This window comes from Streptomyces nidicola (assembly GCF_050106155.1).
Classification (GTDB): Bacteria; Actinomycetota; Actinomycetes; order Streptomycetales; family Streptomycetaceae; genus Streptomyces.
In genome coordinates, this window is record NZ_JBNBPI010000001.1 from 9,297,990 (window position 1) to 9,316,523 (window position 18,534).

Below are 18,534 nucleotides of genomic sequence, written 5' to 3' on the forward strand. Positions count from 1 at the left end.
GTCGGAAGGCCCCCCAGGGGCTAAAAAGCCCGTCCCACCTCGGAGGAGCCCGCCACCGATGCCCGACACCCCCACCGCTCCCGTCATCCACGGCAACGTCCCCGGCTCCTTCGCCCGCAGCGTCCTCGCCGAACGGCACCCCGCGCTCATCGAGAAGGTGCGTGCCGCGTTCCCGTACGGGCCCGAGCAGCACCGCGCCCTCGACGCCCTCCTGCGGAACACGGCGGACGGCGTGATCGAGCCGCTGGGTGACGGGGCGCACGACCGGGAGCGCTGGGAGGCGTGGGGGAGCGAATGGTTCGGGGCGTCGTGGTTCGACGCGCCGTTCCTGTGGGCGGAGAGCTACTTCTACCGTCAACTCCTCGGCGCCGTCGGTTACTTCACGCAAGGTGCATGGTGGGGCGTCGATCCCTTCCGGCCGTTCAAGCAGGCCGAGCTCGACACCCCCGAGACCGACGCCGAGCTGGGCGCGGTCGACCGCCTGGCTGAGGTGTCCGTGGCGGAGCGGGAGCGCGGGCTGCTCCTCGGGGCGCTCTGGGGAAACCGCGCCGACCTCGGCTTCCGCGTCACCGCCGACGGCGATGAACCGGGCGTCGACACGCAGCTTGTTGCCGACGACTCGGACGCGTTCTGGGCCGCACTGCCGCAGGGCGGCGGCGCCACGGTGAGCCTCGTCGCGGACAACGCCGGGCGGGAACTCCTCGCCGACCTGCTGCTCATCGACCACCTGCTGGACAGCGGGCGCGCCGCACGCGTGATCGTGCAGGTCAAGCCGTACCCGTACTACGTGTCCGACGCGATGACTGCCGACGTCGTCGACTGCGTGCGGCGCCTCACCCGGGCGGGCGGCGCGGCGGCCGAGGCAGGCGGGCGGATCTGGGAGGCGATGGGGGACGGACGGCTCGAGGTCCGCGCCCACCCCTTCTCCTGCGCGCCGCTGCCGTACGCCGACATGCCCGACGATCTGCGCGCCGAGTTCGCCGCGACGACGCTGACCGTACTCAAGGGGGACCTGAACTACCGGCGCCTGGTGGGGGATTGTTTGTGGGAGCCCACGGCGCCGTTCGCCGAGCGCGTCGCGTACTGGCCCACTCCCGTCGTCGCGCTCCGTACGCTCAAGTGCGACGTGATCGTCGGCCTGGAGGCGTCCGTCCGGGACGCGCTGGACGCCGCCGAACCGCACCAGAAGTGGCGGGTCAGCGGCGCCCACGCGCTCGTACAGGCGCGCATGTGACGTGACGGGTCAGGCCGCCGCCCGCTCCAGCGTCTCCAGGGACCGGCCCGCCGTCTCCCGGATGAACACTGCCGTGAACGCGAACGCGAGGACGCAGATGCCCGCGAAGAGCGCGAAGGCGGCGCCCGCCCCGGCCGTGAGCAGCACCGGGAAGACCAGCGAGACGGCGAAGTTCGCGGCCCAGTTCGTGCCCGAGCCGACACTCACGCCGACGCTGCGCACCCGCAGCGGGAACAGCTCCGGCAGCATCACCCACAGCAGTGGCGCCCAGCTCAGCGAGTACGCCACCTTGAAGACGGCGAGGCTCGCGACGGCCGCGACCTGGCCGAACGTCTGGTGCAACAGACCGAGCGAGAACACCGCGCACAGCGTGCTCATGCTGACGACCATCAGGACGAGCCCCGTGAGCAGCAACGGCTTGCGGCCGACCCGGTCCACCAGGCGGCCGGTCACGAACGTCGTGACGATCGAAAGGACACCGAGCCCGACGCTGTTGAGCAGCGCCGCGGAGTCCCCGAAACCGGCCGCCTTCAGGATCGTCGGCGCGTAGAAGACGATCGTGTTGGAGCCGATGATCTGCTGGACGACCGCCATCGCGACGGCGATGCACAGACCGCGCCGCACCCGGCGGTCGGCGAACAACTCCCGGAGGTGGCCCCGGCGTTCGTGCGCGCCGTGCGCGGCGGCGCGGATGTCCGCGAGCTCGGCGTCGGCCTCCTCCTCGGTGTGCAGGCGCAGCAGCACCGTGCGGGCCTCGTCCTCGCGGCCGTGCGCGACGAGCCAGCGCGGGGTCTCCGGCTGCGTCCACATCCCCGCGAACAGCACGGCGGCGGGCACGAGCGCGAGCCCGAGCATCCAGCGCCAGGCGCCCGCGTCGGACAGCAGGTAGGAGATGAGGTACGACACGAAGATGCCGACCGCGATCATCATCTGGTTGAGCGTCGACACCCGGCCGCGAATGGCGGTCGGGGCCAGCTCGGAGAGATAGCTGGGGATCACGGACGAGGACAGGCCGACGGCCACACCCGTGACGACCCGGAACGCGATGAGCAGCCAGGGCCCCGTGGCCAGCGCCATGCCGAGCGCACCCGCGCCGAAGACCACGGCCGTGCAGAGCATGACCGAACGGCGCCCCCAGCGGTCCGTGGCGGGCCCCGCCGCGAAGCAGCCGGCGATCGCGCCGATCATCAGGGAGCTGACGAACGCGCCCTGCATCCAGGCGCTCAGTCCCAGGTCGCGGGTGAGGAACAGCTGGGCACCCGCCACGATCCCCATGTCGTACCCGGACAGCAGACCGCCGAAGGCGCCGCAGAGATAGAGCAGAAGCGTGCGGCGTGAACGGACGTCCGCGCTCGGTGCGTCGGACACCGAGGTCCTGGTGACGGCAGGCATGACGAGCTCCCTTGCTGGTCGGCTCCGCATCATTAGCGTCAACACTCCGACGAAAATCAAGGGGGTTCGGGCCAGCAGTTTTGATTTCTGTCGCCACTCTTGACGTAAATGCGGGGCGCGGGGGAGTATCCGACCCATGGCAGTGGTCAAACATCCCACCGGGAACCCCACCGTGCTGCGGCAGTTGCGGTACGGGAACGTGGAGCGGGTCCTCCAGGTGCTGCGCAGGCAGGGCCCCAGCAGCAGGGCCGATGTGGCCACCGCCACGGGCCTTTCGCGCACCACGCTCTCCGGCATCGTCGGGCAGCTGCTCGCCGACGGTGTCGTGACCGAGGAGCCCGCGGGCCCGCCTTCCGGCCGCGGCCGCCCGGTGCACCGGCTCACGCTCAACCCGCGCTCCGCCCAGGCGGTGGGCATCGAGGTGGGCCGCGAGCGCATCACGGTCGCGATCGCCAACGCGGCACATGAGGTCACCGCCTTCGCCGGCACCCACCACGCCCAGCGCTCCGGAGCACACGAACAGGCCGCCGCCGCCCTGGAGTTGCTGCGCGACCTCGCCGCCCGCGAAGGCATCGACCTCGCCGGACTCGGCGGCGTCGGCATCGGCACACCGGGCCCCGGAGACACCACGGACCGGCGGCAGGCCATCGCCGACGCCGTCTCCGAAGCGCTCGATGTGCCGGTGCTCGCCGACAACAACACACGGCTCGCGGCGCTCGGCGAGGCCATCTGGGGCGCGGCCCGCGGCGCGGGCGACGCCCTGCACCTCACGCTCTCGTACGGCGTCGGCGGCGGGCTCGTCGCAGGCGGCCTGCTGTTCCGTGGCGCGCAGGGCGCGGCGGGCGAGCTCGGACACATCAGCGTCGACGCCGAAGGGGCGCGCTGCTGGTGCGGCGGACACGGCTGTCTGGAGCAGGTCGCCGCCGTGCCCGCGCTGCTGCGGGCGGCCGGGCGGCGCAGCTGGGAACGGTTCACGGAGGCGTTCGCGGCCGGAGCCGACACCGAGCGCACGGTCGTCGACCGCGCGGCGCTCGCCGTCGGACGTGCGTTGGCCGCCGCGTCCAGCACCGCCAACCCCCGCCGCATCGTGCTCGGCGGCGAGGTCGCCGAGCTCGGCCCGGTCTTCCTCGGCCGCGTCGAAGAAGCCTTCCGCCGGTACACCGCCACCCGCGTCCACCGCGGCGTGGAACTCGTCCCGGCCGCGCTCGGCGAGCGATCCGGAGCGCTCGGCGCGCTCGCCCTCGTCTTCCACGAGTCACCACTGCTCGCGGGGTACGCGACGGCGGACGCGGTGACATCCCAAGCGGTGACACCCCAAGCGGTGACATCTCAAGCGGTGACATCTCAAGCGGAAGTCGCCGGTGCCGCCACCGGGGAAACCGTCACCCACGCCTCGTAGCGCCTCTCCTGACCCGAACCACCCCCTCGTACGATCCGAAAGGCACCGCCGTGCGCCACAACATGCTCTTCCTGATGACCGACCAGCACCGGGTCGACACCCTCGGTGCCTACGGCAACCCGCACGTGCGCACCCCGAACCTCGACCGGATCGCCGCCGAGGGCACTCGCTTCGACAGCTGCTACACACCCACCGCGATCTGCACCCCGGCCCGTGCCAGCCTGCTCACCGGCGCCGCCCCCTTCCGGCACAAGCTGCTCGCCAACTACGAGCGGAACGTGGGGTACTTGGAGGACCTCGCCGACGGCCAGTTCACCTTCGCCGAGCAGCTCAAGGGCGATGGCTACAACCTCGGCCTGATGGGCAAGTGGCACGGCGGCGTCCAGCGCACCGCCGCCGACTACGGCTTCGAGGGCCCGAACCTGGAGGGCTGGCACAACCCCGTCGACCACCCCGACTACCTCGACTATCTCAAGGAGCGGGGCCTGCCCGAGTACGCGATCAGCGACCGGATGCGCGGCACCACCCCCAACGGCAGCCCCGGCAACCTCCTCGCGGCCCGCCTCCACCAGCCCGTCGAGGCCACCTTCGAGTACTACCTCGCCACCCGCACCATCGAGATGCTCCGCCGGTTCGCCGAGGACGAGCGCGGCGGCGAGGGTGACCCGTTCTTCCTCGCCACCCACTTCTTCGGCCCCCACCTGCCGTACATCCTGCCGAACGAGTACTTCGACATGTACGACCCGGAGCTCGTCGAACTGCCCGCCTCCATGGCCGAGACATTCGCGAACAAGCCCCCGGTCCAGAGCAACTACAGCCGGCTGTGGGCGTTCGACACCATGCCGCTGGAGGACAGCCGCAAGCTCATAGCCGCGTACTGGGGCTACGTGACACTCATCGACGAACAGATCGGCCGCATCATGCAGGCCGTGCGCGACCTCGGCCTCGACGAGCGCACCGCCGTCTGCTTCACCGCCGACCACGGCGAGTTCACCGGCGCCCACCGGCTGCACGACAAGGGCCCCGCCATGTACGAGGACATCTACCGCATCCCCGGACTGCTCCGCGTCCCCGGCGGCGCGGCGGGCCAGGTGCGCGACGAGTTCGTCTCCCTCACCGACTACACGGCGACCATCCTGGAGCTCGCGGGCGCCGACGCCGCTCCGGCCGTCGACAGCCGCAGCCTGCTGCCGATCGCGCGCGGCGAGCACCCCGAGTGGGACGAGCACCACCTCGCCGAGTACCACGGCCACCACTTCCCGTACCCTCAGCGCATGCTGCGCACCCGCCGCTACAAGCTCGTCGTGAACCCCGAGTCCCACAACGAGCTGTACGACCTCGAGGCCGACCCGGACGAGCTGCAGAACCGCTACGGGCACCCCGAACTGCGCGAGGTGCGCACGCAGTTGATGCACCGCCTGTACCACCTGCTGCGCGACCGCGGCGACAACTTCTACCACTGGATGACACCGATGTACGACGTGCCGACCGACTACGACACGACGCTGTCCGCGTTCGAGTCGGAGGGTGTGGCGTAATGAGCGGCTGCACTCCCGGCCCGGCCGCCCCCTCCTGCTGCGCGCCCTCCCGCGAGGGCGGCCCGGAGGTCACCGGCACGGGACCGGTCACCCTCACGCTCACGCCCCACGGCACTCGCGGCGAACCGTCCTACGACACCCGCATCGACCTGCCCGGCGGCACCTTCCGCATGGGCAGCGAGGACTCCGACGCGAACCCCGGGGACGCGGAAGGCCCGGTGCGCGAGGTACGCGTGAAGGCCTTCGCGATCGACGCGTACGCGGTCACCACCGCCCGGTTCGCCGCGTTCGTCGAGGCGACCGGGCACCGCACCGAGGCCGAGCGCTTCGGCTGGAGCTACGTGTTCGCGAAGTTCCTGCCCGGCCACCTGCGCAAGATCTCGCCGCGCCCCGACGCCACCCCGTGGTGGTGCGGGGTTCAGGGCGCGACGTGGCGCACCCCGGAAGGCCCCGGCAGCGACCTCGAAGGCCGCTGGGACCACCCCGTCACGCACGTCGGCTGGTCCGACGCCGCCGCCTACGCGAAGTGGGCGGGCGGCCGGCTGCCCACCGAGGCCGAGTGGGAGTACGCGGCGCGCGGCGGCCTCGACCAGGCCCGCTACGCCTGGGGCGACGAACTGACCCCGGGCGGCGCGCACATGTGCAACATCTGGCAGGGCTCCTTCCCCACCAAGAACACCGCCGAGGACGGCTACGCGGGCACGGCCCCCGTCCACGCGTACCACCCCAACGGCTACGGCCTCTACAACGTCGCCGGCAACGTGTGGGAGTGGAACGCCGACCTTTGGGAGCAGGGCGGAGACCCGAACACCCGCGTCATGCGCGGCGGTTCATACCTCTGCCACCACTCGTACTGCAACCGCTACCGCGTGGCCGCCCGCACCTCCAACACGGCGGACAGCACATCGGGCAACAGCGGGTTCCGGGTGGCCTACTCGGCCTGAGCCCCGGCGACGTACTCCACCGTGACCTGCTCGGCGTGCGCGGCGAGCAGGTCACGCAGTTCCTCGGCGGCACCCTTCAGCAGATGGCCGTCCCGGTCCGCCCGGACCGTCTCCATGAGGAACGCGACGCGGGTGGAGTCCTCGGTGACACAGGTGCGGTGCGCGTCGCGGTGGTTCCAGTGCCGGGTCAGTACGCCGGTGGAGTCGGCGTAGATGATCTCGCCGGGCTTGGGGTGCTCGACGTTGTCGGGCTCGCCGAGCGGGGTGAACTCCTCGGTGCCGTCCGCGTAGCGGATCTCCACCACGTCACCGGTGACGTGGTCCAGGTCGAAGGCTCCGGCGGGCAGGCCGTGCCGTACGGAGACGGCGTTGTAGGAGTCGACCGCCGGGTTGATGCGCGGCAGCGCGCCCTTCTTCGCCATGCGGCGGCCGAGCGCGTCGACGCTGGGCCGGATGCGGCGGGGGTTGGTGCCGAAGGAGCGGTACGCGGTGTGCCACGCCTCGATGCGGGGGTCGGACTCGTCGGCGGGCTGCCAGGAGCCGTCGGCGAGCTCGCGCTCCAGGTCGCCGAGCGCGGTGACGGTCTCCGGCCAGGGCTCACGCCCGCGCAGACCGGTGGCAGTGACGACGGCGATCAGGGTGTCGGGGAAGGCGTCGGCGACGGCGGGGGTGAGGTGGAAGGCGGGCATCGGAGGCTCCGTATCTGGGGGTGCGAGGGGCTCAGGGGGCAGAGGGGGGCGGGGAGGGGTTCAGGTGAGGGCGAGGAGGCTGACGGCGACGGCGGCCGTGCCCAGGCCGACGAGCTGCCCCCGGTGGATCCGCTCCGCCAGCACGCCGCGTGCGAGCAGCACCGTACCGGCCGGGTAGAGGGCGGTGATCACGGCGACGACGGTGAGGTCCCCGCTGCGCGCCGCCAGCAGGAACAGCAGGTTGGCGATCGAGTCGAGCACGCCCGCGGCCGCCGAGATCCCGTACGCGGGCTTCTCCGCCCCGAGCCGCCGGTGCAGTGCCGCGGCCGCGCCCAGCGTGACGGCCGACGACACCGCCCTGCCGACGATCAGCGGCGCCACGCCACTGTCCGACGGCGCCTGGTGCAGACAGACCAGCTGCAAGGCGATGGCCGCGCCCGCCCCGAAGGCGAGCAGCAGCGCCGTGCGCGAGGGACGGGACGTGCCGGCGCCGCTCCCGGCGCTGACCAGGACCACGGCGACGAGCGCGAGCGGCAGCCCGACGAGCCCCGCCGTGGCGAGGTGCTCGCCCTGCAGCAGCCCCACGGAGACCGGCAGCGCGGCGGACACCAGGGCGGTCACGGGGGACAGCACGTTCATCGGCCCGATGGCGAGGGTCTTGTAGAGCAGCGCGAACGCGGCGGCCGACGCGACACCGGAGGCCACGCCCCAGCCCACGGCGGCGGAGCTGAACGAGGCGCCGAGGAACGGCCACAGCAGCAGCTCGACCGCGAGGCTGGCGGGCGCCGCGACCATCACGGTGCGCAGCACATGGGCCTTCCGGGCGCCGAGGCCGCCGAGGAAATCGGCGCATCCATAGGCGAGAGAGCTGCCCAGGGCCAGCAGCAGAGCGATCACGAACCTCATCCTTGCCATCGTTGTGCGTAAGTCTGTGTGCTTCAGTGGAACGACCAAACCGTACAATGAACCGACCGTGATGTGTCAACCGAACGACCGCGCGGTACATTCCACTGGCCAGTCGGTGGTGAAGCGGAAGGTGGTCTGGTGACCGAGACAGAGGCAGCCCTGCGCACACTCGCGCACAACGTCAGGACGGCCCGCACCCGCGCGGGTCTCTCCCTGGACGAGCTCGGCCGCCGCGCCAAGGTCAGCAAGGGTGCGCTCGTCGGCCTGGAGAAGGCGCAGGGCAATCCGAATTTCGCCACCCTGGTCCGGCTCGCCGACACCCTTGGTGTCTCGGTGTCGGCCCTGATGGACGGCCCGACCGAAGGGCGCGTGCGGGTCGTGTCCTCGGACGAGGTCATGCCGCTGTGGGCGGGGGAGCGGGGCGGCGAGGCCCGGCTCATGCTGACGACCACGGGCCCGGCCCCCGTCGAGGTGTGGCGCTGGCGCCTCGAACCCGGCGAGGAGTACCCCAGCCACCCCCACCAGGCCGGCGTCATCGAGACGGTGAGTGTCACCAGCGGCCGTATGACCCTCGTCGTCGACGGCACCGAACATCCCGTGGCGGCCGGCCAGACCGCCACCTTCGACGGGGACGCCGCACACACCTACCGGGGCGCGGGCGAGGAAACCTGCCGACTGATCATGACGGTGCAGTTGCCGCCGGGGCAGGCGACAGGCTGACCTGTTGCCGAGGCGGCCAACAGGCTGCCGTCCGGGTCATAGGCGCCACCTATCCGGGGCATCGATTTTTGGTCGTGGACCTCCGCGCACGCAAACCGCTTCACTGACGCGGTAGTTGGGGCGGCGCCGGACGGGCCCGGTGCCGCGGTTCCCAGCCGTGCCCGGATGGAGGTTGCAATGACGCACGCCCCGGACGCCGCCGCAGGCGCCACCCACGAGGTGAAGGTCAAACCGTGGTACCGGCAGCTGTATGTGCAGGTGTTGGCGGCGATCGTCGTCGGCATCGTGCTCGGCTGGCGGTGGCCCGACCTGGGCACGGCGATGGAACCGGTCGGCACGACCTTCGTCGCGGCGATGAAGATGCTGATCGGCCCGATCGTCTTCCTGACCGTCATCGGCGGCATCGCGGGCGTGGCCGACCTCAAGAAGGTGGGTCGCACGGGCGTCAAGGCGCTCGTCTACTTCCAGGTCGGCACGATCGTGGCGCTCGGCTTCGGGCTCCTCGCCATCAACCTGTTCCCGCTCGGCGAGGGTGTGCACGCGGACGTCGGCGGCCTGCACACCTCGGGGGAGGCGAGTCAGTACGTCGAGCAGGGCGAGGCCCAGCACTGGTGGGAGTTCCTCACCCATCTCGTGCCGGACAGTTTCTTCGGCGCGTTCGTCGAAGGTGACATCCTCCAGGTCATCTTCCTCGCCGTGATCTTCGGGATCGCCCTGAAGACGGTCGGCCCGGTCGGCGAACCGATCATCGCCTCCGTCAACCGCCTCACCGAAGTGGTCTTCAAGGTCCTGTCGTTCGTGATGAAGGCGGCGCCGGTGGGCGCCTTCGGTGCGATGGCCTTCGCGATCGGCAAGTTCGGCCTGTCCACACTGACCAGCCTCGGCTCGCTGATCCTGCTGTTCTACGTCACGTCCATCGTGTTCGTCGTCGTTGTCCTCGGCGCCGTGCTCTCGCTGTACGTGAAGCTGAACCTCTTCCAACTCCTGCGCCACTTCAAGGAAGAGGTGCTGCTCGTCCTCGGTACCTCGACGGCCGAGCCCGCGCTGCCGGGGCTGATGCGCAAGTTGCAGTTCATGGGCGTCGACCGGTCGACGGTCGGCCTGGTGGTGCCGACCGGCTACAGCTTCAACCTCGACGGGGCCGCGATCTACCTGTCCCTCGCCACCCTGTACATCGCCCAGGCCACCGACACCACACTCTCCCTCGGCCAGCAACTCGGCCTGCTGGCCGTCATGTTGCTGACCTCAAAGGGCGCCGCCGGTGTCGCGGGCGGCGGGTTCATCGCACTGACCGCGACCCTGTCGACCGTCGGACATGTGCCCGTCGCGGGCATCATGCTGATCTTCGGCATCGACAAGTTCATGTCCGAGTGCCGGGCCCTGGTCAACTTCTGCGGAAACGCCGTGGCCACCCTCGTCGTCGCCCGCTGGGAGAACGCACTGGACCTGGAACGGGCGCGGCGGGTCCTCGCGGGGGAGGAGGTCGAGCCGCTGCCCGCGGCTCCGGCCGCAGCGGCCACGACGGTGCCCCCGCAGAAGGCCGTCCCTGCGCCCGTCCCGCCGGCCTGAGTATCGGCCGCCCGTCCCGCCCCTCCCCGCGGAAACGCCATGTCGACCTGTCGATAGGTTGCCCTTATGGCAGCAGGCGGAGGAGGCAGGATGGACGCGCGGCAACTGCAGTACTTTCTCGCCATCGTGGAGCACGGCGGCTTCAGCAAGGCCGCCGCCGCGCTCCACGTGGCGCAGCCGTCGTTGTCGCAGGCGATGGCCAACCTGGAGGCGGACCTCGGCGTCTCGCTCTTCCACCGGATGGGCCGCGGCGTCGTCCTGAGCGAGGCGGGCGCCGAACTCCTGGAGCCGAGCCGCCGCGTGCTGCGCGACCTGGCCGCCGTACGCGAACGGGCCGCAGCCCTCACCGGACTCGGCAGCGGCACCGTGGAAGTGGCCACCATGCCCTCACCCGGCATCGAGCCCATGGCCACGCTGATCCACCGCTTCGCCCAACTGCACCCGGACGTCACGATCAGCACCCGCGCCGCCTTCACCCCCGAGGAGACCGTCGAACTGGTCCGCAGCGGCGCCTGCGAGCTGGGGCTGCTCGGCGCCGACAAGCCCGTGACCGCGCCCGGCATCGACATGATGCCGGTGGAGGAGCAGCCGTTCGTCGTCGTGGGCGCGGCCGAAGGACCCTTCGCCGACGGCGCCGTGCTGCACCCCCAGGACCTGGCCGGGCACAAGCTGATCGCCTCCCGGACCGGCAGCCTCATGCGCAGCATCGTCGACGACATCACCGCCCGCGGCGGGGACACCGAGATCGTCGCCGTCGTCGACCACCGCACGTCCATACTCCCGCTGGTGCTCACCGGCGTGGGTGTCGCCGTGCTGCCCGCGGCCTGGACTCGCCTCGCCCGCCGCTGCGGCCTCGCGGTCGCCTCACTCGTACCGACCGCACACCTGCACGTCGCCATGATCAGCCTGCCCGCGCATCTGACACCCGGGGCGCGCGCCTTCCTGGAGCTGACCCGCTCACTGGCCGAACGCCGTGCGCGGACCCCGTCGACGTAGCGCACACGCACCGGCCGTCCGACCCATCAGCCGCGCCTATGTGTCGCATCGGAAGCATGTCTTGGACGCCCCGCGAACCGGCCTGTTGACTCGGGAACACACCAACCGCCGCCCGGCCAGGCGCTCTTGAGCACTCCCTCGAGCACGGGCGTTTCCCGTACCTCTGGAGGCACTCGTGTCCGAGCTCCGCACCTTCCGCATCGCCGCCATCCCCGCCGACGGCGTCGGCACCGAGGTCGTCGCGGCGGGGCGCGCCGTCCTCGACGCCCTCGCCGCCGGCTCCGAGGGGGCCTTCGCCTTCGACTGGCAGGAGTTCGACTGGGGCTGCGAGTACTACGCCCGTACGGGCAAGATGATGGCCGACGACGGACTCGACCGGCTCAAGGACTTCGACGCCATCTACTTCGGCGCGGTCGGCTGGCCCACCGTCCCCGACGACGTCAGCCTGTGGGGCCTGCGCCTGAAGATCTGCCAGAACTTCGACCAGTGGGCCAACGTCCGCCCCGTGCACTTCCTGCCCGGCGTGGTCAGCCCGCTGCGCAAGGCCGACGACACCGAACTCGACTGGGTCGTCGTCCGCGAGAACAGCGAGGGCGAGTACGCCGGTCTCGGCGGCCGCAACCTCTCCGGACGCGGCCCCGGCGGCGAAGTGGCCGTCCAGTCCTCGCTGTTCACCGAGGTGGGCTGTGAGCGCATCATCCGCTTCGCCTTCGACCTGGCCCGCACCCGCAGCCGCCGCAAGGTCTCCTCGGTCACCAAGTCCAATGCCCAGCAGTACGGGATGGTGCTGTGGGACGACGTGTTCAAGCGGGTGGCCGCCGAGTACCCGGACGTGGAGACGGAGAGCGTGCTGGTCGACGCCATGTCGGCGAAGTTCGTGCTCAGGCCCGAGGATCTGTCCGTCGTCGTCGCCTCGAACCTCAACGCCGACATCCTCTCCGACCTCGGCAGCGCCCTCGCCGGCAGCCTCGGCCTCGCGGCCAGCGCCAACCTCAACCCGGAGCGGCGCTTCCCGAGCATGTTCGAGCCGGTGCACGGCTCCGCGCCTGACATCGCGGGGCAGGGCCTGGCCAACCCGATCGGTGCGGTGGGCAGTGCGGCGCTGATGCTGGAGCACTTCGGGCTGCCCGACCAGGCGGCCCGCCTGAACAAGGCGATCGAGACGGTCACCGGCGCGGGAACCCTCACCCGCGACGTCGGCGGCACGGCCTCCACCGAGGACGTCACCAAGGCGCTGATCGACGCACTGGGCAACTGACACCTCCCGGCCGGTCCTCGGGTCGCGCCGACAGGCCGGGACGGCCGCTCCGAAGCGGCCATTCAAGTGCCGGGCCCCGCTCGCAGCGGGGCCCGGCACTCGCCGTTGTTCACCAACTGACCCCGGCCGCCACCGGCCGGTGGTCGCTGCCGGTCGCGGGCAGCACCCAGGAGCGGTCCGCCGTGACGCCACGGACCAGGATCTGGTCGATGCGCACCACCGGGAAGTCCGCCGGATAGCTGAACCCGAACCCGTCGCCCGCCTCCTCCTGCGCCGACCGCAACTGCGAGGTGAGGCCGTGGAATGCACGGTCGTCCGTGCTGCCGTTGAGGTCGCCGAGCAGCACCACCCGCTCGTTGTCCTCGGCCGCGACCGCCTCGGCGAGGGCCTGCGCATTGCGGTCCCGGCTCTCCGTCCAGAAACCGCCGCGGGGCATCACGCGCACCGACCCCAGGTGGGCCACGTACACCGCCACCGGACCGCCGTCCGTGGTGACCGTGGCGCGCAGCGCCCGGTTCGAGGGCAGCTTCTCGGCGGCCGACTTGGTGGCGCCCAGCGGTCCGACGTCCATCGCGGTGTCGACCGGCTCGACGTCCGACAGCGGCAGCTTGCTCCACAGCCCGACCGTCCCCTGCACCGTGTGGTGCGGATACGCCTCGGCCAGCTCCTTCTCGTACGTGCCGCGGCCCTGCGCCGTGATCTCCTCCAGCGCGAGCACGTCGGCCCCGGAAGCCGCCAGGTCATGGGCCGTCCTCGCCGGATCGCGATTGTCGGCGCCGACGTTGTGGCTGACGACGGTGAGGTCACTGTCCTCCGCGCGAGCCTTGTCGCCGAGCACGCCGCCGAAGAGACTCGCCCACGCCACGGCCGGCACCAGCACCGCCACCACGGCGGTGGCGGAGCGCCGCCACAGCGCCCCGGCCAGCAGCACCGGCACGAAGAGACCGAACCACGGCAGGAACGTGTCCACCAGACTGCCGAGGCCCCCGCGGTCCGTGACCTGCGCGTGCAGCAGCAGAAGCAGTCCGAGCAGCAACGCGAGGGCCGCGAGGACCCGGCCGCGCTTCCAGGGGCCCGGCCGGGAGAGTGCGTGGAGGAGAGCACGGGAGAGGGCGGGGATCGACCGGGTCATCCGTGCGCGCTTGCTGTCGGTCACTGCTGCATCCTCGGGTCCTCGGTGGGGTTGGCGTACGGGGGCGGGCAGCCGTCATCGACGGCCCCGGTACGCAGTTCGTAGTGCCAGGGCTCGTTGCCGTAGATCTGGCAGAGCCCGTACGCGGCGCCGTGCCCGGACAGCCACGCCGCCCCGGAGCGGCCGAGGTCGACCGCGTCGCCGGACACGTGCGGCGAGGTGTCGGCGGTGGCCACCCATTGGGCTGCCTCGGCCTCGGAGCCGTACTTGTCGACCGCCTCGCCGAGCAGCCGGTTCTGGTACTCGGGGGAGCGCCAGCCGCTGTTCACGGAGAACGTGACGCCGTCGTCGGAGGCGTCCGTCGCCGCCCGGCGGAGGGCCCCCAGCAGGTCCGGGGCGAGCCTGCCGACGGCCGGGGTGGTGTCGTCGAAGACCGTTACGCCGTCGGGGACCACGCCGTCGGCCTCGCCCACCGCGTTCTGCCCGCCGCGCTCCCGCGATTCCATGGGGGAGGGCGCGGAGGTGGACGAGGGCGCCGGACGAGCCTTCGTCGGCGGTGAGGCCGACGAGGACCATGGTGACCGGAGGCCGAGGACCGTGGCGACCACCGCCGCGACGACGACGAGGCCGATGACGCCGATGACGAGGAGCAGCGGACGCGGCCCGCGGGCCGTTGGGTTTCGAGTCATGCCGCCAGTCAAGGCAGCGCGATGTTGCCCGGGCGTCTGCGCTTTTCGATACGCGGACGATACGCGCCGACTCGTAACGTGAAGGGCATGCGTGTGCTGATTGTCGAGGACGAGCGGTATCTGGCGGAGGCCGTGCGCGACGGGCTGCGCCTGGAGGCGATCGCCGCCGATATCGCGGGGGACGGGGACACCGCCTGGGACCTGCTGAGCGTCAACACGTACGACATCGCCGTCCTCGACCGCGACATCCCCGGGCCCTCCGGCGACGAGATTGCGGGGCGCATCGTCGCCTCCGGCAGCGGCATGCCGATCCTCATGCTGACCGCGGCCGACCGCATCGACGACAAGGCGTCCGGGTTCGAACTCGGCGCCGACGACTACCTGACGAAACCGTTCGAGCTCCAGGAACTCGTGCTCAGGCTCCGGGCGCTCGACCGCAGGCGCGCCCACAACAGGCCGCCCGTACGGGAGATCGCAGGCGTGCGCCTCGACCCGTTCCGCAGGGAGGTCTACCGGGACGGCCGCTTCGTCGCGCTGACCAGGAAGCAGTTCGCCGTGCTCGAAGTCCTCGTGGCGGCCGACGGCGGGGTCGTCAGCGCGGAGGAACTCCTGGAACGCGCGTGGGACGCGCACGCCGACCCGTTCACCAACGCCGTCCGCATCACCGTCTCCGCGCTGCGCAAGCGGCTCGGCGAACCGTGGATCATCGCCACGGTGCCGGGCGTCGGTTACCGCATCGAGGCGCAGCCGGAGATCGGGGGAGAGGCCCGTGGATAGCGCCGTGGACAGCCCCGTGGTCAGGGAGCGCGGGCTCAGCGTCCGGCTCAAACTCACCCTCAGCTACGCCGGGTTCCTCATGCTCGCCGGTGTCCTGATGCTCGCGTCGGTGTGGTTCTTCCTGCTGAAGGACCTGCCCGATGTCAAGGCCGGCATCGGCGGACTCCAGGTCCGCAAGGAGCTCGCGCTGCACTTCGCGTCGGGCGCGGCCGTCGTCATGGCATGCCTGCTGGTGTTCGGCCTCCTGGGCGGCTGGCTGCTCGCCGGCCGGGTGCTCGCCCCGCTGTCCCGCCTCACCGACGCCACCCACCGGGCCGCGAAGGGGACGCTCTCCCACCGCATCCGGCTGCCGGGTCCCCAGGACGAGTTCCGCGACCTAGCCGACGCCTTCGACTCGATGCTCGGGCAGCTCGAGGCGCACGTCGCCGAACAGCGCCGCTTCGCGGCCAACGCCTCCCACGAGCTGCGCACCCCGCTCGCCGTCTCGAAGTCGCTCCTCGACGTGGCCCGCGCCGATCCGCGCCGCGACACCGGCGAACTCATCGACCGGCTCAGCGCCGTCAACACCCGCGCGATCGACCTCACCGAGGCGCTGCTCCTGCTCAGCCGCGCCGAACGGCGCACCTTCACCCGCGAGGACGTCGACCTCTCCCTCGTGGCGGAGGAAGCCGTGGAAACGCTCCTCCCGCTCGCGGAGAAGAGCGGCGTCACCCTCGAGACCCGCGGCGGCATCACCCACGCGTCCGGTTCGCAGCCGCTGTTGCTGCAACTGGCCACGAACCTCGTGCACAACGCGATCGTCCACAACCTCCCCGGGCCGGGCACCGTGTGGATTAGCACCGGAATCCGCCCCGGCTCGGCGGTGCTCACCATCGAGAACACCGGTGAGGCGTTGGCCCCGGAGCTCGTCGCCACCCTCACCGAACCCTTCCAGCGCGGCACCGAACGCATCCGCGGCGACCACCCCGGTGTCGGCCTCGGCCTCGCCATCGTCCAGTCCATCACCCGCGCCCATGACGGCACGCTCACCCTCACGCCCCGCCCCTCCGGCGGCCTCCGCGTCACCGTGGAACTCCCGGCGGCCGATGTGTGAGCTCAGCCACCGAACGTGCCCTCAGGGGTAAGAACCCCAGGTCACCGTGTCATCATGCGATGACATCGCTTGATGACATGAACGGGAAGAACGTGCAGCCCTCCATACCGACGCCCGCCCAGGCCCCGGCCCCTGCCCCGCTCCGCCACCCCCGCGCCCTCGTACCGGTCCTGGTCAGCCTCGGGATGCTGGTCGCCGTCGTCAGCAGCCTCGGCGCGCCGCTGATCCCCACCATCGCCGCCGAGGACCACGTCGCCGTCTCCACCGCGCAGTGGGCGCTCACGGTCACCATGCTGGTCGGCGCCATCGCGACGCCCGTCATGGGACGGCTCGGCGACGGGCCGCACCGCAAGCGCGTCATCCTCGGCGGGCTCGCCGCCGTCTTCGTCGGCAGCCTGCTCGCGGCACTGCCGGTCGGGTTCGCCTGCCTCCTGGCGGGCCGGGCGCTGCAGGGCGTCGGCATGGGACTCGTACCGCTGGCCATCGCCACCGCGCGCGACGCGCTGCCGCCCGAGAAGGCGCGCGGCGCCGTGACGACGCTGTCGCTGACCACCGCGGCGGGCATCGGCCTCGGCTACCCGATCACCGGGCTCTTCGCGGAGTACCTCGGCATGTACGCCGGATTCTGGTTCGCGCTCGCCACGGCCGCCGCCGCGTTTCTTGCCACCCTCCTCGTCGTGCCCAAGCCGCCGCACCGGCCCAGCACCCCCATGGACGTACCCGGAGCGCTGCTCCTCGCCGGAGGCATGGCGGCGCTGCTCCTCGCGCTCGCCGAAGGGGAGCGGTGGGGCTGGCTCTCCGCGCGCCTGCTGGCCCTCGCGGTCGCGGCGGTGGTCCTCCTCGGCGGGTGGATCGCGCACTCGCTGCGCTCCACGCACCCCCTCGTACGTGTTCGCCTCGTCAAGGACCGCGGCGTCCTCGTCGCCAACCTGACCACCATGGTCGGCGGCGTCGGCACATACCTGCTGATCTCCCTGGTGACCCGGTACGTGCAGACGCCCGAGTCCGGCGGCTACGGATTCGGCGCGTCGATCGTCGTCACCGGCCTGCTGCTCGTGCCGTTCTCCGCCGCCAGCCTCGTCACCGGGCGCCTGGTGCGGGCGATGGGCCGGGCCGCGACGCCCGCCCGCATGCTGCCGCTCGGCTGTCTGCTCTCGCTCGGCTCGCTCGTCTGCTTCCTGCTCGCCCGCTCCAGCCTGTGGGGCATCGGCGCGATGATGGCGCTCGCCGGCCTCGGCGTGGGTGTCACGTTCGCCGTCACGCCCGGCCTCATCGTCGGCGGTGTGCCCGCCGCGGAGACCGGCAGCGCGATGAGTTTCAATCAGGTCGTGAAGTACATCGGCTACTCGACCGGCAGCGCGCTCAGCGCCGTCGTCCTCCAGGCCTCCACGCCTCTCGGCGCCGCGCTCCCCACCGACGACGGCTACCGCAACGCCGGCCTCGTCGGCTGCGCCGCCTTCCTCGCCACGGGCGTCATCGCCGTCGCGCTCACCCGCGCGGGCGCCCGCCCGCGCCCCTCCGTCGTCGCGGCGGGCGCGGCCGCCGAGGCCCGCACCGAACCGAGCCGCACATGACCGGCGAGGCCACCGACCGACGGGCCAAGAGCGCCCGCAACAGCGCCCGCAGCCGCGAAGCACTGCTGCGGGCCGCGACCGAACTGTTCTCCGAGCGCGGCTACGACCGCACCACCATCCGCGAGATCGGCGAACGGGCCGGCGTCGACGCCGCCCTCATCTCCCGCTACTTCGGCAGCAAGGCGCTGCTGTACGTGGAGGTGCTGCGCGCCGAACACGGCGACACCGCCCCGGACGACCTCCTCACCGCGCCCCGCCTGCGGGAGGTCGCCGAACGCGCGGAGCGCCGCGGCCCGGTGCCGCTGCTCCGCGTCGCCGTCCAGCCCTCCAGCGACCAGGCCGCGCAGGACGCCGCCCGCGCCGCCCTCCAGGCCCGGCTCGTCGAGCCGCTGCGCGCCCGCTTCACCCACGAGGGCCGCGACCGGCCCGGACTGCGCGCCGACGTCCTGGTCGCCTCGGTCGCCGGAGTGCTCCTCGCCCGCCACTCCGGTGCCTTCGACGACCTGGCGGACGCCGACCTCGACACGATCGTCGACGTACTCCTGGAGGCCTGGGGCGGCGGCTGACCCGTACCTTTCACCCGAGTGGCGGTATTCAAACCGCCTCGCTCTGCGCCGAGCGCCC

The 18,534-nt window shown here is 71.8% G+C and carries 17 protein-coding genes; 12 read left to right on the forward strand and 5 right to left on the reverse strand.

The window, feature by feature from the left end:
• The first annotated feature begins 58 nt into the window (after positions 1 to 58).
• A complete protein-coding gene (locus tag ACOKM3_RS41895) occupies positions 59 to 1,234 on the forward strand; it encodes a damage-control phosphatase ARMT1 family protein (protein ID WP_426906553.1) in 1,176 nt (391 codons plus the stop codon).
• A gap of 9 nt (positions 1,235 to 1,243) precedes the next feature.
• Here ACOKM3_RS41895 and ACOKM3_RS41900 read toward each other — a convergent pair whose 3' ends face one another.
• Complete coding sequence (locus ACOKM3_RS41900; RefSeq protein WP_426906554.1) at positions 1,244 to 2,626, reverse strand: sugar porter family MFS transporter; 1,383 nt, start codon at positions 2,624 to 2,626, stop codon at positions 1,244 to 1,246.
• A gap of 136 nt (positions 2,627 to 2,762) precedes the next feature.
• On the opposite strand from ACOKM3_RS41900, the gene ACOKM3_RS41905 reads away from it, so the two are divergent.
• From ACOKM3_RS41905 to ACOKM3_RS41915, 3 genes are all read left to right on the forward strand, one after another.
• Entirely contained in the window at positions 2,763 to 4,025 is a 1,263-nt protein-coding gene (locus ACOKM3_RS41905; RefSeq protein WP_426906555.1) for an ROK family transcriptional regulator, read from the forward strand.
• A 62-nt stretch (positions 4,026 to 4,087) separates the two neighbouring features.
• Entirely contained in the window at positions 4,088 to 5,563 is a 1,476-nt protein-coding gene (locus tag ACOKM3_RS41910; RefSeq protein WP_426907032.1) for a sulfatase-like hydrolase/transferase, read from the forward strand.
• Positions 5,563 to 6,507, forward strand: a complete 945-nt coding sequence (locus tag ACOKM3_RS41915; RefSeq protein WP_426906556.1) for a formylglycine-generating enzyme family protein — start codon at positions 5,563 to 5,565, stop codon at positions 6,505 to 6,507. The genes ACOKM3_RS41910 and ACOKM3_RS41915 overlap by 1 nt, the downstream gene beginning before the upstream one ends.
• On the opposite strand, the gene ACOKM3_RS41920 is transcribed toward ACOKM3_RS41915, so the two are convergent.
• Positions 6,495 to 7,196, reverse strand: coding sequence for a B3/B4 domain-containing protein (locus ACOKM3_RS41920; RefSeq protein ID WP_426906557.1), 702 nt, complete (start codon positions 7,194 to 7,196; stop codon positions 6,495 to 6,497). The genes ACOKM3_RS41915 and ACOKM3_RS41920 overlap by 13 nt on opposite strands.
• Positions 7,197 to 7,256: 60 nt before the next feature.
• Positions 7,257 to 8,093 carry an EamA family transporter gene (locus tag ACOKM3_RS41925; protein ID WP_426906558.1) on the reverse strand — a complete coding sequence of 279 codons (837 nt, stop codon included), beginning with the start codon at positions 8,091 to 8,093 and terminating at the stop codon, positions 7,257 to 7,259.
• Between the two features lie 147 nt (positions 8,094 to 8,240).
• Here ACOKM3_RS41925 and ACOKM3_RS41930 point away from each other — a divergent pair, with 147 nt between their 5' ends.
• The 4 genes from ACOKM3_RS41930 (at position 8,241) to ACOKM3_RS41945 (ending at position 12,645) form a co-directional block, all read left to right on the forward strand.
• Positions 8,241 to 8,822, forward strand: a complete 582-nt coding sequence (locus tag ACOKM3_RS41930; RefSeq protein ID WP_426906559.1) for a helix-turn-helix domain-containing protein — start codon at positions 8,241 to 8,243, stop codon at positions 8,820 to 8,822.
• 177 nt (positions 8,823 to 8,999) lie between these two features.
• Entirely contained in the window at positions 9,000 to 10,391 is a 1,392-nt protein-coding gene (gene dctA, locus ACOKM3_RS41935; protein ID WP_426906560.1) for a C4-dicarboxylate transporter DctA, read from the forward strand.
• Positions 10,392 to 10,481: 90 nt separating this feature from the next.
• A complete protein-coding gene (locus tag ACOKM3_RS41940; protein ID WP_403722513.1) occupies positions 10,482 to 11,387 on the forward strand; it encodes a LysR family transcriptional regulator in 906 nt (301 codons plus the stop codon).
• 175 nt (positions 11,388 to 11,562) lie between these two features.
• Positions 11,563 to 12,645 carry a tartrate dehydrogenase gene (locus ACOKM3_RS41945; RefSeq protein ID WP_426906561.1) on the forward strand — a complete coding sequence of 361 codons (1,083 nt, stop codon included), beginning with the start codon at positions 11,563 to 11,565 and terminating at the stop codon, positions 12,643 to 12,645.
• A gap of 109 nt (positions 12,646 to 12,754) precedes the next feature.
• Here the strand turns inward: ACOKM3_RS41945 and ACOKM3_RS41950 are convergent, their stop codons facing one another.
• Together ACOKM3_RS41950 and ACOKM3_RS41955 are read right to left on the reverse strand one after the other, a co-directional pair.
• Positions 12,755 to 13,777: an endonuclease/exonuclease/phosphatase family protein gene (locus tag ACOKM3_RS41950; RefSeq protein ID WP_426907033.1), complete on the reverse strand. Its 1,023-nt coding sequence runs from the start codon at positions 13,775 to 13,777 to the stop codon at positions 12,755 to 12,757.
• Positions 13,778 to 13,797: 20 nt separating this feature from the next.
• Entirely contained in the window at positions 13,798 to 14,466 is a 669-nt protein-coding gene (locus ACOKM3_RS41955; protein ID WP_426906562.1) for a M15 family metallopeptidase, read from the reverse strand.
• An 87-nt stretch (positions 14,467 to 14,553) separates the two neighbouring features.
• Here ACOKM3_RS41955 and ACOKM3_RS41960 point away from each other — a divergent pair, with 87 nt between their 5' ends.
• From ACOKM3_RS41960 to ACOKM3_RS41975, 4 genes are read left to right on the forward strand one after another with little or no spacing between them, the layout of a single operon-like run.
• Positions 14,554 to 15,243, forward strand: a complete 690-nt coding sequence (locus ACOKM3_RS41960; protein ID WP_426906563.1) for a response regulator transcription factor — start codon at positions 14,554 to 14,556, stop codon at positions 15,241 to 15,243.
• A gap of 16 nt (positions 15,244 to 15,259) precedes the next feature.
• Positions 15,260 to 16,336, forward strand: coding sequence for a sensor histidine kinase (locus ACOKM3_RS41965; RefSeq protein WP_426907034.1), 1,077 nt, complete (start codon positions 15,260 to 15,262; stop codon positions 16,334 to 16,336).
• Positions 16,337 to 16,395: 59 nt separating this feature from the next.
• Complete coding sequence (locus ACOKM3_RS41970; RefSeq protein ID WP_426906564.1) at positions 16,396 to 17,910, forward strand: MFS transporter; 1,515 nt, start codon at positions 16,396 to 16,398, stop codon at positions 17,908 to 17,910.
• Positions 17,907 to 18,476, forward strand: coding sequence for a TetR/AcrR family transcriptional regulator (locus tag ACOKM3_RS41975; RefSeq protein WP_426906565.1), 570 nt, complete (start codon positions 17,907 to 17,909; stop codon positions 18,474 to 18,476). The genes ACOKM3_RS41970 and ACOKM3_RS41975 overlap by 4 nt, the downstream gene beginning before the upstream one ends.
• The last annotated feature ends 58 nt before the right edge of the window (positions 18,477 to 18,534 follow it).

Excerpts from the sequence above, each read along its gene's own strand:
- dctA (WP_426906560.1), top strand. The coding sequence starts at position 9,000 with ATGACGCACGCCCCGGACGCCGCCGCAGGCGCCACCCACGAGGTGAAG.
- ACOKM3_RS41895 (WP_426906553.1), top strand. The coding sequence starts at position 59 with ATGCCCGACACCCCCACCGCTCCCGTCATCCACGGCAACGTCCCCGGC.
- ACOKM3_RS41970 (WP_426906564.1), top strand. The coding sequence starts at position 16,396 with ATGACATCGCTTGATGACATGAACGGGAAGAACGTGCAGCCCTCCATA.
- ACOKM3_RS41905 (WP_426906555.1), top strand. The coding sequence starts at position 2,763 with ATGGCAGTGGTCAAACATCCCACCGGGAACCCCACCGTGCTGCGGCAG.
- ACOKM3_RS41975 (WP_426906565.1), top strand. The coding sequence starts at position 17,907 with ATGACCGGCGAGGCCACCGACCGACGGGCCAAGAGCGCCCGCAACAGC.
- ACOKM3_RS41950 (WP_426907033.1), bottom strand. The coding sequence starts at position 13,777 with ATGACCCGGTCGATCCCCGCCCTCTCCCGTGCTCTCCTCCACGCACTC.
- ACOKM3_RS41955 (WP_426906562.1), bottom strand. The coding sequence starts at position 14,466 with ATGACTCGAAACCCAACGGCCCGCGGGCCGCGTCCGCTGCTCCTCGTC.
- ACOKM3_RS41940 (WP_403722513.1), top strand. The coding sequence starts at position 10,482 with ATGGACGCGCGGCAACTGCAGTACTTTCTCGCCATCGTGGAGCACGGC.
- ACOKM3_RS41910 (WP_426907032.1), top strand. The coding sequence starts at position 4,088 with ATGCTCTTCCTGATGACCGACCAGCACCGGGTCGACACCCTCGGTGCC.
- ACOKM3_RS41920 (WP_426906557.1), bottom strand. The coding sequence starts at position 7,196 with ATGCCCGCCTTCCACCTCACCCCCGCCGTCGCCGACGCCTTCCCCGAC.
- ACOKM3_RS41915 (WP_426906556.1), top strand. The coding sequence starts at position 5,563 with ATGAGCGGCTGCACTCCCGGCCCGGCCGCCCCCTCCTGCTGCGCGCCC.
- ACOKM3_RS41960 (WP_426906563.1), top strand. The coding sequence starts at position 14,554 with ATGCGTGTGCTGATTGTCGAGGACGAGCGGTATCTGGCGGAGGCCGTG.
- ACOKM3_RS41900 (WP_426906554.1), bottom strand. The coding sequence starts at position 2,626 with ATGCCTGCCGTCACCAGGACCTCGGTGTCCGACGCACCGAGCGCGGAC.